At 69.9% G+C, this 15,017-nt stretch carries 12 protein-coding genes and 1 pseudogene; 5 read left to right on the forward strand and 8 right to left on the reverse strand.

The genetic code is table 11. The annotated features are described in order from the left end of the window. Window positions 1-96: 96 nt before the first annotated feature. From OO68_RS25615 to OO68_RS25625, 3 genes are all read left to right on the forward strand, one after another. The gene (locus tag OO68_RS25615) at window positions 97-1,221 is read left to right on the forward strand and encodes an AI-2E family transporter (protein ID WP_051814803.1); all 1,125 of its coding nucleotides are present in this window, start codon (window positions 97-99) and stop codon (window positions 1,219-1,221) included. 244 nt (window positions 1,222-1,465) lie between these two features. After that, window positions 1,466-2,173, forward strand: coding sequence for a DUF4389 domain-containing protein (locus tag OO68_RS25620; protein ID WP_033311311.1), 708 nt, complete (start codon window positions 1,466-1,468; stop codon window positions 2,171-2,173). 88 nt (window positions 2,174-2,261) lie between these two features. After that, complete coding sequence (locus OO68_RS25625; protein WP_033311629.1) at window positions 2,262-3,203, forward strand: DUF5829 family protein; 942 nt, start codon at window positions 2,262-2,264, stop codon at window positions 3,201-3,203. Here OO68_RS25625 and OO68_RS42435 read toward each other — a convergent pair. From OO68_RS42435 to OO68_RS25640, 3 genes and pseudogenes are all read right to left on the reverse strand, one after another. Then, window positions 3,200-3,960: pseudogene (locus OO68_RS42435) on the reverse strand (SDR family oxidoreductase). The gene OO68_RS25625 and the pseudogene OO68_RS42435 overlap by 4 nt on opposite strands. 103 nt (window positions 3,961-4,063) lie before the next feature. Next, the gene (locus tag OO68_RS25635; protein ID WP_033311312.1) at window positions 4,064-4,447 is read right to left on the reverse strand and encodes a VOC family protein; all 384 of its coding nucleotides are present in this window, start codon (window positions 4,445-4,447) and stop codon (window positions 4,064-4,066) included. Between the two features lie 197 nt (window positions 4,448-4,644). Beyond that, window positions 4,645-5,685: an NAD(P)-dependent alcohol dehydrogenase gene (locus tag OO68_RS25640; protein WP_033311313.1), complete on the reverse strand. Its 1,041-nt coding sequence runs from the start codon at window positions 5,683-5,685 to the stop codon at window positions 4,645-4,647. A gap of 180 nt (window positions 5,686-5,865) precedes the next feature. Here OO68_RS25640 and OO68_RS25645 point away from each other — a divergent pair, with 180 nt between their 5' ends. After that, a complete protein-coding gene (locus OO68_RS25645; RefSeq protein ID WP_033311315.1) occupies window positions 5,866-6,780 on the forward strand; it encodes a helix-turn-helix domain-containing protein in 915 nt (304 codons plus the stop codon). A gap of 78 nt (window positions 6,781-6,858) precedes the next feature. On the opposite strand, the gene OO68_RS25650 is transcribed toward OO68_RS25645, so the two are convergent. The 5 genes from OO68_RS25650 to OO68_RS25670 all read right to left on the reverse strand — a co-directional run bounded on the left by OO68_RS25650 (window position 6,859) and on the right by OO68_RS25670 (window position 14,583). Beyond that, window positions 6,859-10,101, reverse strand: a complete 3,243-nt coding sequence (locus tag OO68_RS25650; RefSeq protein ID WP_051814804.1) for a S8 family peptidase — start codon at window positions 10,099-10,101, stop codon at window positions 6,859-6,861. Window positions 10,102-10,368: 267 nt separating this feature from the next. Next, on the reverse strand, window positions 10,369-11,052 hold the full coding sequence (locus OO68_RS25655) for an ABC transporter ATP-binding protein (RefSeq protein WP_033311319.1): 684 nt from the start codon (window positions 11,050-11,052) through the stop codon (window positions 10,369-10,371). Between the two features lie 104 nt (window positions 11,053-11,156). Then, window positions 11,157-12,602, reverse strand: coding sequence for an ABC transporter permease (locus OO68_RS25660; RefSeq protein WP_033311320.1), 1,446 nt, complete (start codon window positions 12,600-12,602; stop codon window positions 11,157-11,159). A 136-nt stretch (window positions 12,603-12,738) separates the two neighbouring features. After that, window positions 12,739-13,989, reverse strand: a complete 1,251-nt coding sequence (locus tag OO68_RS25665; protein WP_033311631.1) for a L,D-transpeptidase — start codon at window positions 13,987-13,989, stop codon at window positions 12,739-12,741. A gap of 264 nt (window positions 13,990-14,253) precedes the next feature. Then, a complete protein-coding gene (locus OO68_RS25670; RefSeq protein ID WP_033311322.1) occupies window positions 14,254-14,583 on the reverse strand; it encodes a hypothetical protein in 330 nt (109 codons plus the stop codon). Between the two features lie 109 nt (window positions 14,584-14,692). Between OO68_RS25670 and OO68_RS25675 the strand changes: the two genes are divergently transcribed. Continuing rightward, complete coding sequence (locus tag OO68_RS25675; RefSeq protein WP_209442618.1) at window positions 14,693-15,007, forward strand: hypothetical protein; 315 nt, start codon at window positions 14,693-14,695, stop codon at window positions 15,005-15,007. Window positions 15,008-15,017: the final 10 nt, after the last annotated feature.

Here is a 15,017-nt window from a genome sequence, read left to right on the forward strand (position 1 = left end):
CGGGCGTCGCTGTGTCCTGCGGCGGGGGCTGACGGCGCGCCCGCTTCCGAGGGGCGCGGCTGCTGCGGGCGTGCTCGCAGCCAATAGGGTGCCTGCGTGACTGCGCCTCTGAGTTCCGACAGATCCCGTGCCGCGCTGCGGATATCCGCGCGGGTGTCCGGTGAGTTTCTGCTGGTGTTGGCCGGGCTGGCCGTGACCCTGTGGCTGCTGGGCCGGATGTGGTCGGTGGTGTGGCCGCTCGTGGTCGGGCTGCTGCTGACCACGCTGACCTGGCCCGCGGCCCGGTTCCTGCGCCGCCGGGGGTGGCCGCCCGCGCTGGCCGCCTCGGTCGTGACCGTGCTGTTCCTGCTGGTCGCGGCCGGTGTCGTCGCACTGATCGCCGTGCCGGTGGCGTCCCAGTCCGGGGAGCTGACCGACGGTGTCGTGGAGGGCATCCAGCGGCTGCGCGAGTGGGCCGCCGGGCCGCCGCTGAACATCGGCGACGCGCAGATCAACAAGGCCTTCGACAGTGCGGTCGCGCGGGCCCAGGAGGGCGTCGGCAGCATGGTGGGCGCGGTCGTCACGGGCGTGAGCACCGTGGTCAACGGTGTCGTCACCGCCGTCCTCGCGCTGTTCCTGATGTTCTTCTTCCTCAAGGACGGCCCGCGGTTCCTGCCCTGGCTGTCCCGTCAGCTGCCCGGCCGGCTCGCCACCGACGTCCCGACCGTGTTCGACCGTGGCTGGGCCACCCTGGGCTCCTTCGTGCGGTCCCAGGCGGCCGTCGGCCTGCTCGACGCCGTGCTGATCGGCCTGGGCCTGTGGATCCTGGGCGTTCCGCTGGTGCTCCCGCTGGCCGTGCTGACCTTCGTCTCCGCGTTCGTGCCGATCATCGGCGCCCTGTTCGCCGGGTTCGTCGCGGTGCTCATCGCGCTGGTCTCCAACGGCCTGACGGACGCGCTGATCGTGCTGGCGATCATCGTCGTCGTGCAGCAGCTGGAGGGCAACGTCTTCCAGCCCATGATCCAGAGCCGCGGCCTGGGCCTGCACGCGGCCGTCGTGCTGCTGGCGGTGACCCTGGGCGGCAGCCTGGCCGGCATCGTCGGCAGCCTGCTCGCCGTCCCGATCGCCGCGCTGATCGCGGTGGTCTGGAACTACGTACGGGAGCAACTGGTCGATCCGGCGGACGATACGGACGACACGGGCGCCGGCGAGCCGGACGCCGACGCCGCCGTCCCGTCCTGAGGGGGCGTAGCCGGGGCCGGTGACCCGGGGCCGGTGACGGGGGCCTGTGGCCGCAGCCCATCACCGGACCGGCCGAAGCGCCCGTCACCGGACCGGCCGCCATCCGTCACCGGGGAGCCGGTGACCGGGGCGGCCCGGCCGGTAACCGCTGCCGGTGGCCGGTAGGCCGGACGCGCGAACGGCCCCGCCCAGGTCGCGGGGCCGCCCCCCGCTTGCGAGTCTGCAGGCGAGAGGAGTGCCGCCCATGGTGCCTGCCGCCGCGTCACCCGTACGTCTGGAAGCGTCCGTCGATCCCCGGCTGTCCCGATGGCTGTGGCTGGTGAAGTGGCTGCTCGCCATCCCGCACTACGTCGTGCTGTTCTTCCTGTGGATCGCGTTCGCGGTCGTGACCGTGATCGCGTTCTTCGCCATCCTGTTCACCGGCCGCTACCCCCGCTCCCTCTTCGACTTCAGCGTCGGCGTGCTGCGCTGGAACTGGCGGGTCGGCTACTACGCGCACACCGCGCTCGGCACCGACCGGTACCCGCCGTTCACCCTCGCCGACGTGCCCGACTACCCGGCGCGCTTCGACGTCGTCTACCCGGAGCGGCTGTCGCGCGGACTGGTGCTGGTGAAGTGGTGGCTGCTGGCGATCCCGCAGTACATCGCCGTCGGGATCATCGCCGGTGGCGGCTGGGGCTGGGGCGGCGAGGAGGGGGACGGCTGGCGGGGCGGCGGGCTGCTGCCGTACCTCTCCCTGGTGGCCGTGGTCATCCTGCTGTTCACCGCCCGCTACCCGCGGCACCTCTTCGACTTCCTGCTCGGCCTGGCCCGCTGGACGGCGCGGGTCGCGGCCTACGCCGCGCTGCTGACGGACCAGTACCCGCCGTTCCGGCTCGACATGGGCGGGCAGGAACCCGCACCGGCGTCACCACCGGCCGCGCCACCGGGCTCCCCGCTGACCAAGGCCTGACCCCGCCCCGCGAAGGGCGCGAATTCACAGCGGAAGCGCTTCCTCCCGCCCTACGCTCCGTCGCATGGTTCTGAGACGAGCGTTACAGCTGATCATGGTCATCGCTCTGGCCCTCGCGGGGGCGGTCCAGGGCGGAGCGGGCACCGCACGGGCGGAGGAGGACGGCACGGCGACCGGGCGGCAACTGCTGTTCTACAACCACGCCTACGGCGTGCTCGACCGGGAGACCGCGGACGCCATCGAGCACTCCTCCTATCTGCGGGACTTCGCCGCCTTCCAGGTCCGCACCACGACCGGCGCCGGCGGGCAGACCTGGACCGGCCGCTATCTGACGGGGCGCGAGACCTACCTGGAGTTGTTCGGGGTGGGTGACCTGCCCGGCAAGGACGGCACCCTCGGCGCCACCGGCATGGGCGTGTCCACCGAGCGCGCCGGTGACCTGCCGACGGTGACCGAGCGGCTGCGGAAGGCCGGGATCACCGACCCGGTCGAGTTCCGGCAGACCCGCGACTTCGGCGACGGTGTCCCCGTGCCCTGGTTCGACGCCCTCTTCACCACCGGCGAGTACGACCTGTTCGGCGCCTGGGGGATGGAATACCGGCCGGAGTACTTCGCCGACCCGCGCGGCAACACCGAGCCCGCCGCCCACCCCGGTGACGTGGGCCGGGAGCGCTACCTGCCCGACACCTACCGCGACCGCCTGATGCAGGACGTGACCGGGATCCGGCTCGCGGTGACCGCACGGGACCTCGACAACACGGTGCCGTTGCTGAAGGCCGGCGGTTTCACGGTCCGGTCCCTGCCGGGCGGGGGCGTCGTCGCGAAGGGCGGCGGCACCACGATCCGCTTCGACTCCGTGCCCGTGGAGCGGGCGGGCCTCAAGCAGGTCGAGATGTCACTGAACCAGCCGGTGGCGTACCGGCACGTGGAGCGGATCGGCCACTCGTCCCTCGTGGTCGGCCCGGGGTCACGCGCGGTGTGGACCTTCGGGGAGCTGGAACCGCCCGGCACAGCGGGGCAGGGGTCCTAGCCCAGCCTCTCTGCGAGGTACTCCTCCCACGTCCGCTTCCCCGTCTCGGCTCCGGCCGGCGTCAGGTTCGCCCCCGCCCGGTACGCCCGCCCCGCCTTGCCGGGGATGCGCACCGGCAGCATGGGGCGGCGCCTGCCGCGCAGGGCGAGGTAGGGGCGGGCCAGGGCGGCGAGGTCGTGGACGTCCGGCCCGGCCAGGTCCGAGACCAGGCCGGACGGGGTGCCGAGGGCCAGTTCCGCGAGGCGGGCGGCGACCTCGCGCGAGTCGACCGGCTGGAGCCGAAGGCCGCCGGGGACCGCGAACACCGGCAGCTTCGCCATCTTCTCGACCATGGTGAACGCGAGGTCGTGGAACTGAGCCGCGCGCAGGGTCGTCCACGGGATGCCCGACCGGCGACGGCCCGCTCCGACTCCAGCTTCGTCCGCATCCAGGCCAGCGGCACCCGGTCGGCGCCGATGACGGAGATGTAGAGCAGGTGCCGTACGCCGGCCCGGGCAGCGGCGCGTACCAGCGTGCGGGTCGCCTCGTCGTCGCCCTTGGGGCCGCCCGCCAGGTGCAGCACGGTCTCCGCTCCGTCGACGGCGGCCTCGACGCCCTCGCCCTTCAGCAGGTCGCCGGTGACGTACGCGATGCCGTCCGCGGCGGGGCGTGCGCGCCGGGTGAGGATCCGCACGTCGTGGCCGGAGGCGCGCAGCAGCGGGACGACGTGACCGCCCAGGGTGCCCGTGCCGCCGGTGACCAGGATCGGTGATGACATGACTGCTCCCCAGCTCGTTCGCCGTGTGGTGTCGCCTTTCGCCGGTATGACGTGCGGCGGCACGACGATGTGACGCGCTGGGCGCGGGGAACCCCACGACGGCTCAGCCGCCGCTGCCGTAAGGCCTCGTGATGATCTCCAGGCGGTGGCCGTCGGGGTCGTCGAAGTAGGTCCCGCGGCCGCCGTCGTTGTGGTTGATCTCGCCGGGACGGCTGTGGAACGGGTCCGCCCAGTACGTCAGACCGGCTTCCCGGATGCGGCCGAAGATCTCGTCGAACTCCTCCTCCGAGACGAGGAAGGCATAGTGCTGCGGCGTGATGGCGCCGGGGCTGTCCATGAAGTCGAGGGTCACGCCGTTGGAGATCTCGACCGGGAGGAACGGGCCGTAGGGCGGACTCACGTCGAGCCCCAGGAGGTCGGCGAGGAACCGGGCCGAGGCGCGCTTGTCGTGGGCGGCGACGATGGTGTGGTTCAGCTGCACGGTCATGGTGGGCCTCCCCTGACGTACCTGGCGGACCCCCTGGTGCCCTCCCCCGCGAGTACCCGCGCACTCCCCCGCGTGTACCCACGCATCACCCCACATGTACCCCGCGTGCGCCCCGTCCTGCATCACGAACGCCCTGAGGGCCCCGGCGCGCGGCCGGGGCCCTCAGGGCTGTCTCACAGGAGTAGGAGAGTAAAGGGTCAGATCGTCGCGGTGTCGATCACGAACCGGTAGCGCACATCGCTGGCCTGGACCCGCTCGTACGCCTCGTTGATCTGGTCACCGCGGATCAGCTCGATCTCGGCGCCGAGGCCGTGCTCGGCGCAGAAGTCCAGCATCTCCTGGGTCTCCGCGATACCGCCGATCATGGAACCGGCGAGGGTCTTGCCGCCGCCGATCACCGAGAAGAGGTTGAGGGAGATCGGCTCCTCGGGGGCGCCGACGTTGGCCAGCGTGCCCTCGGTCTTCAGCAGGGACAGGTAGGCGTTGAAGTCCAGCGGGGCGGAGACCGTGGACACGATCAGGTCGAACGTGCCGGCCAGCTCTTCGAAGGTCTTCGGGTCGCTGGTGGCGTAGTAGTGGGCCGCGCCCAGTCGCAGGCCGTCCTCCTGCTTGCGCAGGGACTGCGACAGCACGGTCACCTCGGCGCCGAGGGCGTTGGCGATCTTGACGCCCATGTGGCCGAGGCCGCCCAGGCCGACGATCGCGACCTTCTTGCCGGGGCCGGCGCCGAAGCGCTTGAGCGGGGAGTACAGGGTGATGCCGGCGCACAGCAGCGGGGCCGCGACGTCGAGCGACAGGCCGTCGGGGATGCGCACGACGAAGTTCTCGTCGACGACGACGCTGCGCGAGTAGCCGCCGTAGGTGGGCTCGCCGTCGTGGCCGATGCCGTTGTACGTCGGGACGTTGCCCTTGACGCAGTACTGCTCGCGCCCGGCCTTGCAGTTCTCGCACTCGCGGCAGGAGTCGACCATGCAGCCGACGCCCACGCGGTCGCCGACGGCGAACTTCGTGACGCCCGGGCCGACCTCGGTGACGACACCGGCTATCTCGTGGCCGGGGACCATCGGGAAGATCGCCTCGCCCCAGCCCTCCTGGGCCTGGTGGATGTCCGAGTGGCAGATGCCGGCGAACTTGATGTCGATCAGGACGTCGAACTCGCGGACCTCGCGGCGCTCGATGGTGGTGCGCTCCAGCGGAGCCTTGGGAGCGGGAGCGGCGTACGCAGCAACAGTGGTCATGCCGGGGGTTCTCCTAGCGGGGTTGTGTGCCCGGCTGCCTTCTGGATCTTCTGACCGGGCACGATCACCAGCGTGCCCGGTCCGCGAGTGTCCACCCAGACCACGCTTTTGCGTACGCACACGGTGCGTACCACTGGCGGGGTCAGGCTCGTGTGCGTACGACCGTGAATACTGGACGGCATGGACGAACAGCCCGAACCCGCACAGACGGCCGGCGGCGGCCTGGACCGGCGCGCCGAGCTCAGCGAGTTCCTGCGCACCCGGCGGGCCCGGCTGAAGCCCGAGGACGTCGGGCTGCCCGACTTCGGGCGGCGCCGGGTGCCCGGGCTGCGCCGCGAGGAGCTGGCGCAGCTGGCCGGGGTGTCCGTGGCGTACTACACGCGGCTGGAGCAGGGCAACGGCCGCAACGTCTCGGCGGAGGTGCTGGACGCGATCGCGCGCGCCCTGCGGCTGAGCGACGCCGAGCACGCGCACCTGATGCATCTGGCGAAGCCGAAGCAGCACAAGAAGAAGCCGGCGGCCCGCAGCCAGCAGGTGCGGCCGGCGCTGCGGCATCTGCTGGACTCGATCGAGAGTGTCCCGGCGTACGTCGTGGGGCGCCGCTCGCACGTCCTGGCCTGGAACCGGATGGCCGCGGCCCTCTTCGGCGACTGGGCGGAGCTGCCGGCCCAGGAGCGGAACTGGGCGCGGATGGTGTTCCTGCGGCCCGAGTACCGCGAGCTGTTCGTCGAATGGGAGCAGAAGGCGGCCGACATCGTCGGCTACCTGCGCATGGACGCGGGCTGCCACCCGGACGACCCGCAACTGTCCGCGCTGGTGGGTGAGCTGTCGGTGAAGAGCGAGGAGTTCCGCCGCCTGTGGGCCGCCCACGACGTCAAGGAGAAGAGCTACGGCGTCAAGCGCATGCGCCATCCCCTGGTCGGCGACCTGACCTTGTCCTTCGAGACGTTCCGCCTCGTCGACGACGGCGAGCAGTCCCTGATCACGTATCACGCGGAACCGGGCACCCCGTCGGCGGAGGCGCTGCGCCTGCTGGCGAGCTGGGGGGCGGACGCGACCCGCTCCGGCTCGATTGCGTCGGCGCCGTCGGACTGACGCGGCAGGCCCGCCGGGAGCCGAAGCTCCCGACGGGCCCGTCGACGTGCCTGTGCTACTGCTTGTCTGGCACGCGGTCTACTTGCCGAAGTACGCGTTGTAGATCGAGATCGTCGACTTGTTGCCCTTCTTGTCGGCGATCTTGGCGTGGAAGGAGATGGCCTTCCCCTTCGCCGGGTTCTTGACGCTCACCTTGCCGTCCTTGACGGTGAGCTTCTTCCAGGTCTTGCCGTAGTCGTACGACGCGTACACCGACAGCGACTTCAGGTTGCTGCCCTTGGCCGCGCCCTCGACGATGACCGGGATCTTGACGGTCTTGTCGGCCGGGGCCTTGCTGTCCAGACCCGTGGCCGCGAGGAAGCGGGCGGTGGAGACGGGCAGCTTCACGGGCCCGTCACCGGACGGCTTCTTGGAACGGAACGTGAAGCCGGCGTCGATGCGGGTGGAGGCCGCCGCGACCTTGACGCTGCGCTTGACCGACGTCGTCAGCTTGTACTCGGCGTCGCCGGACGGGACCTTGAACTCCTCTCCGAACAACGGGTCGGTGTTGGAGCCGATCTTGGTGCCGTTGCGGTAGAGATTCGTGGCGACGGACGTGTAGTCGGAGGAGCCTGCGTGGCCGGCGCCGTCGGCGAACAGCGGCAGCGAGCCGTAGAGGGCGTTGCTCCTGCGGAAGACGCCGAAGTCGCCGTTCAGGCGCGGGCCGAACACCGCCGTGTTGAAGGTCTCCGTGTACTTCTGGCCGGCCTTGTACGTCTTCGGGTCGATCGTGTAGCCGGCCTCGGGGATCGGGTCGCCGTTCGCGTCCGTGCCCTTGTACTGCGTGAAGTCGAACGCCCACTGGATCTTGTCCGAGGTCGACAGGTACATCGTGCGGGTGCTCGGCAGCTTCTGCTGCACAGGGACAGCGAAGAACTGGGTCTCGGGAAGCAGGCCAAGGGTGAACAGGTCGCCGGTCTTGCCGGACGCGGCCGCACCCATGTTGTGCTTCACCGTGGCGAGTTCACTCGCCTTGAAGTGCCGGACCTTGTCGCCCTGGATCTTCTTGACCTTGGCGGAGGTGGCGACGTCGTACTCGGCGTTGTCACCCTTGGTCCACTGCCCGCTCCAGTTCTGGGTCAGCCCGGAGACCTCCGGTCCCAGATGGGCCATCCGCAGGTCGGCGAACGAGTTGGCACCGACCCCGAAACCCGTGCCCGCCTGCTCGTAGGAGTAGTCGATCATCGCGGACAGCGGCTTGGCCTGTGCGTCCGGGACCCTGATGTCGGCCGGCTTGGCCGTGCGGGCGTCGATGGTCACCGTGGTGTTCTTGGTGACGGCCAGCTTCGGCTGGACCAGCCAGTCGAGACCGCCCGCGAACGACTCCGCGTCCTCGGCGATCAGGCCGTTCAGCACATACGTGCCCGCGGGAAGGCGCAGAGTGACGGAGCCCGACGGCGCATCCGGCACCGTGTAGTAGCGCTCCTTCCCCAGGCCCGCGTAGCCCGCGATCTCGGTGCTGTAGCCGGGCGTCGGCTTGCCGTCCCTGCCGATGTGCTTGACGGTGACGTCGTACGACTCGATCTCCCGCTGCACCGCCGCCGCCGTGCGGACGGTCTGGCCGCCGCCCGTGGCCGTCACGTACGCCGAGTACGCGCCGTCGACCGTGCCGCCCAGCTTGGTGTTGACGGTGAACGGCACGGAGGCCTTGCCGCCGGCCGGGACCGTCACCGAGGTGGCGCCGAGTGTGAAGAAGCCGGCCGGGGCGGCCTGGCCCTTCGGGTTGGTGGCCGTCGACGCCAGCTTCAGCGTGACGTCCTTCGTCCCGAGGTTGCGGTACGTCAGCTCCTTGGTGACCGGCTTGTCGTCGGTGTGCGGCCACTGCTGCACGCCGAAGCTCACCGAGGCCGGCTCGGCGATCACGGTCTGCTTGATGGCCTGGTCGACCTGGATGCGGCCCGAACCCTGCTGGAACGGGGTGTACTTGCCGCCCTTGGTGGAGCCGGTGAGGGCGCCCTTCAGGCGGTCGCCCGTCCAGTCCGGGTGCTGCTGCTTGAGGATCGCCGCCGCGCCCGCGACATGCGGGGTCGCCATCGACGTACCGGAGATCGACATGTAGCCGGCCGGCTTCTCGCCGACCTCCTGGGCTATCTGGTTGCCCGGGGCGGAGGCCGCCGTGATGTCCACGCCGGGCGCGGTGACGTCGGGCTTGAGGGCGCCGTCCATGCCGGGGCCGCGGCTGGAGAAGTCGGCGAGCTTGTCCTTGTCGTCGACCGCGCCGACGGTGAGGGCCGCGGCGGCGCTGCCCGGGGAGCCGATGGTCTGCTCGCCGAAGTCGCCCTCGTTGCCGGCCGCGATGGCGAACAGGACGCCCTTCTCGTCGGACAGCTTGTTCACCGCCGCTTCCAGCGGGTCGATCGCGGGCGTGTCGCCGCCGCCCAGACTCATGTTGACGACGTCGGCGCCCTCGGCGACGGCCCACTCCATGCCGGCGAGGATCTCGGAGTCGCTGCCGAATCCGCCGTCGTCGAGGACCTTGCCGTTGAGGATCTTCGCACCGGGCGCGACGCCCTTGTACTTCCCGCCGGACTTCTTGCCGGTGCCCGCCGCGATGGAGGCGACGTGCGTGCCGTGGCCGACCTTGTCGGTGGCGTCGGGCGAGGTGGTGAAGTTCTTGGCGCCGACCACCTGACCCTTGAGGTCGTCGTGGGTGGCGTCCACGCCGGTGTCCAGGACGGCGATCTTGACGCCCTTGCCGTCGTAGCCGGCCGCCCACGCCTTGGGGGTGCCGATCTGGGGGACGGACTTGTCGAGGCTGGCCTTGCGGACGCCGTCGAGCCAGACGTGCGCGATGCCGGAGGCGGTCTTCTCGCCGTTGGTGACGGCGTCCCAGAGCTCGGGCGTCTCCGCCTGGGGAGTCTGCACCGCGTCCGCGTTCACGGACTTCAGCGTGTGGCGCAGGGTGCCGGCCTCGCGGACGTCGGCCTTGGTGGACGCGGCGCTGCCCCGGTAGCCGACGATGACCTTCAGGCCCTTCTTCTGGGCCTTCCGGGTCGTGGACTTGTTGAGCTCGGTGACGTCGAAGAGCCGCTGGTCGAGCTTGCCGGTGGCGACCAGGCGGGCCGCGTCGACCGGGATGACGAGGGTGTGGCCGTCGACCTTGCGGATCTGGACGGGCACGTTCTCGCGGCCCTTGGCGCGCTCCAGGCCGATGACACGGCCCTTGGCGTCCAGGACGACGCGGTCGCCGGTGATCAGTGTGACGCGGTGCTTGGCGGTAAGAGACGCCGGCTTGGCGGACGCCGCCGCCTGCTCGCCGTTGGCCGACGCCGGGCTGGTCATACCCGCCGCCAGGGCCACGGCCGCCGCTGTCGCGACCGTAGCCGCGCACGCCCTTTTCACTTGTCTGCGCAAGTTTCCCCCTTGCAGAAGAACCGGGTGAATTCCCCGTTCACCCGGCCGGGGGTGGTCTCGTACGCATGGCCGTACACCCCCCGGAACAGGAAGTATGCCGAGGGGTGATCAGGTGCTCAATAGATGAGAAGGAGGTAAGAAATCCGTCGGCCGACTGTTACACGGCCGTCGGAACTCCGTTACACGTCGGCGGGATTACGCACGCGTGTTCTCCTTTACGCTGATCCGGCCCTCGCGGATCGTCGCCAGGCGCGGGGCCTTCCGCGCAATCACCGAGTCATGGGTGACCATCACGAAGGTGAGACCGAGTTCCTCCCACATGCGTTCGAGGACGTCCATGATCTCGTCGCGCATCGATTCGTCGAGATTTCCGGTGGGTTCGTCCGCGAGGAGCACCTTCGGCTGTTTCACTAGGGCCCGGGCGATGGCCACGCGTTGCTGCTGACCGCCGGACATCTCGCCGGGCAGATGCGCGCGGCGCTCGCCGAGGCCGACCGACTTCAGTGCCTCGGCGGCCTGTTCGCGTCGCTGTTTCGGCTTCATGCCGAGGGGGACGAGGGCGGTCTCCACGTTTTCCTGCGCGGTGAGCGTCGGGATGAGGTTGAAGGCCTGGAAGACGAAGCCGATGCTCTCGCTTCTCACCCGGGTCAGTCTCGCCTCCGGCAGTGCGGCGAGGTCGGTGCCGTCGAGGACGATCTCGCCGGAGGTGGGCCGGTCGAGGCCGCCGAGCATCTGGAGCAGCGTGGACTTTCCACCGCCGGTGGGGCCCTGGATGACCAGACGGTCGCCGTCGGGAATGGTGAGGTCGATGCCGTCGAGGGCATGGACGGTGTCTTTGGCTCGGGTGTAGTGCTTGGTGACGGCTCTTAGTTCGTACATGACTCGGGCTCCTTGGATCGTCTTCGGGTGCGGACCGTGGGGGGCTGGTCGCGCTCACACGGCGGTGCCGCATATCGACACAGCCCCGCGCCCCTGAAGGGCCACTACGCGACTCGGCGCAGTGCATCCGCTGGTCGGAGTCGCGAAGCCCGCCAGCCTCCGAAAGCACCGGCGATCAGCCCGCCCGCAACGGCGAGCCCCACCGCGAGCGCGATCGTCGTCAGGCCGACCGGAGCGGTGAGGGCGACGTCGAGGGTCCTGCCCGCCGCCTCACGGCCCGGGCCCCCGAAACCGCCTCGCAAGCCCTCGCCGCCGCCCCCGCCCAACTGCGCCTGCAACGTGGGACTCACGGCCGTCACGGCGTACGCCCCCGCCAGCCCCAGCGCGATGCCCAGCGCACCGCCCACCAGGCCGTTGACCACCGCCTCCCCGACCACTTGCCGCGTCACCCGGCCCGACTTCCAGCCCAGTGCCTTGAGCGTGCCGAACTCGCGGACCCGGCGGGAGACCGCCGAGGACGTCAGCAGCCCCGCCACCAGGAACGCGGCGGCGAGCACCACGATCGACAGCCACTTACCGACGCTCGCGGCGAGGGAGGAGGCCGTGGACAGGGAGCCGGAGACGGTGTCGGCGAGGTCGGCGGAGGTGGTGACCGTGGTGCCCGGAACGTCCTTCCGGATCTCCGACTTGACGCTGTCGATCCGCTGCGAGTCGGTGGCCTTGACGTAGATGGTGGTGACCTTGTCCTTGGCGCCGGCCAGGGTCTGGGCCTGCTTCAGCGGGACGTAGAGGTCGGCGGCCGCGTCCCCGCTGTCGGCCGTGGCGATGCCGACCACCTTGAACCCGGTGCCCTTGACCGTGACCGTGGAGCCGGTCTTGAGCTTCTTCTCCTTGGCGTACGCCGCATCCGCCACAGCGACCTTGGCGTCCGTCTCGCTCCTCGTGAACGAACGGCCGCTGGTGATCTTCGAGGAGGTCAGCGGGCCGAGGGCCGGCTTGGTGACGTCGGTGCCGTAGACGGAGTAGCTGTTGACGTCGAAGTCGGCGCCGCCGCCCTCGACCCGGCCCTGCGGTGAGGGCTGGGCCCCGCCCCGGCCGAAGCCCTGCCCTCCGCCGCCCTCACCCTGCTCGAACCGGCCCCGGGTGAACGCGCCGCTGACCTTGACGACTTCGAGGCTCAGCCCGCCCACCGCGTCCGCGACGCCGCTCTGCGCGTCGACCCTGCCCACGGTCGAACCGGCGAGGGTCTGGAAGCCGCGCACCATGACCCGGTCGCTGCTCTGCTCGCCGCCCGACCCGTCGTCCTGGGCGTCGAAGCGGAAGCGCGGCCGCTGTGCGTCGCTCCCGGCCGGTGCCGCGGCCTTGGTGACGGTCATGTCCGTGCCCAGCCCGTACAGCGACTGGAGCACCCCTTCCTGCGCCCGGCCCATACCGGCGGACACGGACGAGACGACGATGACCAGCGCGATGCCCAGCGCCAGTCCGGAGGCGACGACGAGGGCCGCCTTTCTGCGGCGGCGCAGCTCGCGCCTCAGATAGGTGAAGAACATGGCTGCAAGCTAGGGACGGTCTGTGATGAGGACTTGAGCCGTGCCTAAGAGGTGGATGAGAAGAGACGAAAAGGCCGCCGCCCACCCCTGGCGAGGGGTGGGCGGCGGCCTTTCCGTCAGCGGAGCCGGCGAACTGTCAGACCGCCGAACCGGCCTTCCAGTCGGCCCAGTTCATGTTCCAGCCGTTGAGGCCGTTGTCCGGCGCGATGGTCTTGTCGCCGGTGTTCTCGACGACCACCACGTCACCGAGCATCGAGTTCTTGAAGAACCACGCACCGGGGGTGTTCGGGTCGTCGGCACCCTTGGCGTCCTGCAGACCGACGCAGCCGTGGCTGGTGTTGACGCTGCCGAAGATGGACTTCGCGCCCCAGTAGTTGCCGTGGATGAACGTGCCGGAGCTGGAGAGGCGGATGGCGTGCGGCACGTCCTTGATGTCGTACTCGCCCTTGCCGTCGTCGTCCGTGAAGCCCACGGTCGCGCCGTTCATGCGCGTCTCCTTGAACTTCTCGGACATCACCATGATGCCCTCGTAGGTCTTGTTCTCAGGAGAGCCGGCGGAGATCGGGATCGTGCGGACGGTCTTGCCGTCCTGCGTGATCTTCATCTGCTTGGTCTTCGCGTCGACGTACGAGACCTGGTTGCGGCCGATCTTGAAGGTGACCGTCTTCTGCTGGACACCGAAGACGCCCTTGGCTCCCTCGACGCCGTCGAGCGCGAGCTTCAGCGTGACGGTGGAGCCTTCCTTCCAGTAGTCCTCGGGCCGGCAGTCCATGCGGTTGGCGTTGAACCAGTGGCAGGCGACCTCCTGGCCGCTGGTCGTGCTGACCTTGATGCCCTTCTGGACCGCGGCCTTGTTGGTGATCGCCTTGTCGAAGTTGATCGAGACCGGCATGCCGACGCCGACGGTGGTGCCGTCGTCCGGCGTGAAGTTGCCGATGAAACTGTTGGCCGGGGAGACCGTGGTGAACGAGGCGTTCTCGTGGGCGACGCGTCCGTCGGAGTCCTTCGCCTCGGCCGCCAGCTTGTAGGTGGTGGACCGCTCCAGCTGGGTGGTGGGCTTCCAGCTCTTCTTGTCGGCGGATATCTGGCCGCTGACCTCGGTGCCCTCCGACGTCGTCATCTTCACGTTCGTGAGCGTGCCCTTGCTCACGGTCACGGCGGCGGAGTTGTTGATGGAGGCGTTGTCCGAGCCGTCCTCGGGCGTGATCTTGATCTGGGCCTCGGAGGTCTTCTTCGCCGCTGCCTCGTCGACCTTCGACTGGGAGCTGTCGCCGCCGTCGCCCCCGGAGGCGCTGTCGTCGCCTCCGGAACACGCGGAGAGCATCAGCACTCCGCCGAGCAGTGCGGACGCGACCGTCAGGCCCTTGCGCCGCTTACTGACCGTCATCACACGCTTCTCCATCGTTGCCGATTTCCCCAGAATCCCGAGTGTCCCCGTCACAACTGAGTGCCCCCGCCGCCACTCGTGAGTCCTCGTCCCGAACTTTCAACGCTACGGCCGGTTCCTCCGGTTCCCCATGTCGCGCAGGTGTGGGGATCACCACGTCCGTGACGGACGGTGCCGGCGATACGGGTGCGGTCGGTGCGCCGCTTGAGACGCGAAGACCCCGGGCGGCGGTTGCCGCCCGGGGTCACGCATTTTCCCGGACGCTCAGCCGTCGCTGTCGTCGCCATCATCCTCGTCGAGGTCCCAGTCGGGCGAATCGGGGTCGTAGTCGATCCGCTCGCTGCTCCAGGAGGCCTGCTGGAGCTCCACGCCCGGCACCTCGCTGACCAGGTCGAACGGGTCCACGAGGTAGGCCAGGGCCTCCGCGGTGTCTTCCGTCACAGCGCCCTCGGTGTGGGCCCGTTCCGACGTCGGCATCTCTGCCTCGTCGGCGATCTTGCGCAGCGCCGACTTGGTGACCGCGTCCGCGTCGTCGACCTCGAGGACGAGTTCCACTCGAAGCCGTACAAAACGTGATGTCTCTGGAGTGCTCATGGCGCGAGCGTACGTCCAGGTCCTCCCGTGACTTTCCCGTGACCCGCGACTTTCACTAACATCGGCCCACACGGCCAATTCGCCAGCGCCACAAGGGGATCGATATTCCGTGTCATCCGCTCGCCGATCGTTGCTGACCGCCACCGCCGCGGCGTCCCTGCTGGGCGCCCTGTGGTTCGTCCCGTCCGCGAACGCGACGTCGGACTCCCCGGTGAGAGACGCAGTCTCGGCGAGTCCGTCGCCGCAGGTCACAGAGCAGGCGCGGATCGCCGCCACGACCGCGGACGCCTCCGTCGGCGGTGCCCGGCTCGCCGACACCGGCAGCTTCGACAGCACGCCGTACGTGATCGGCGGGACCTTCTGCCTCACGCTGGGCGCCGGGTTCGTCGTGTACTCGGTGCGCCGTGAACGCCTCGGTTTCTGACGGCGGTTGA

Origin of the sequence: Streptomyces iakyrus (genome assembly GCF_000717055.1) — a bacterium.
Lineage (GTDB): Bacteria > Actinomycetota > Actinomycetes > Streptomycetales > Streptomycetaceae > Streptomyces > Streptomyces iakyrus.

Excerpts from the sequence above, each read along its gene's own strand:
- OO68_RS25620 (WP_033311311.1), top strand. The coding sequence starts at position 1,466 with ATGGTGCCTGCCGCCGCGTCACCCGTACGTCTGGAAGCGTCCGTCGAT.
- OO68_RS25635 (WP_033311312.1), bottom strand. The coding sequence starts at position 4,447 with ATGACCGTGCAGCTGAACCACACCATCGTCGCCGCCCACGACAAGCGC.
- OO68_RS25640 (WP_033311313.1), bottom strand. The coding sequence starts at position 5,685 with ATGACCACTGTTGCTGCGTACGCCGCTCCCGCTCCCAAGGCTCCGCTG.
- OO68_RS25645 (WP_033311315.1), top strand. The coding sequence starts at position 5,866 with ATGGACGAACAGCCCGAACCCGCACAGACGGCCGGCGGCGGCCTGGAC.
- OO68_RS25650 (WP_051814804.1), bottom strand. The coding sequence starts at position 10,101 with ATGACCAGCCCGGCGTCGGCCAACGGCGAGCAGGCGGCGGCGTCCGCC.
- OO68_RS25655 (WP_033311319.1), bottom strand. The coding sequence starts at position 11,052 with ATGTACGAACTAAGAGCCGTCACCAAGCACTACACCCGAGCCAAAGAC.
- OO68_RS25660 (WP_033311320.1), bottom strand. The coding sequence starts at position 12,602 with ATGTTCTTCACCTATCTGAGGCGCGAGCTGCGCCGCCGCAGAAAGGCG.
- OO68_RS25665 (WP_033311631.1), bottom strand. The coding sequence starts at position 13,989 with ATGACGGTCAGTAAGCGGCGCAAGGGCCTGACGGTCGCGTCCGCACTG.
- OO68_RS25670 (WP_033311322.1), bottom strand. The coding sequence starts at position 14,583 with ATGAGCACTCCAGAGACATCACGTTTTGTACGGCTTCGAGTGGAACTC.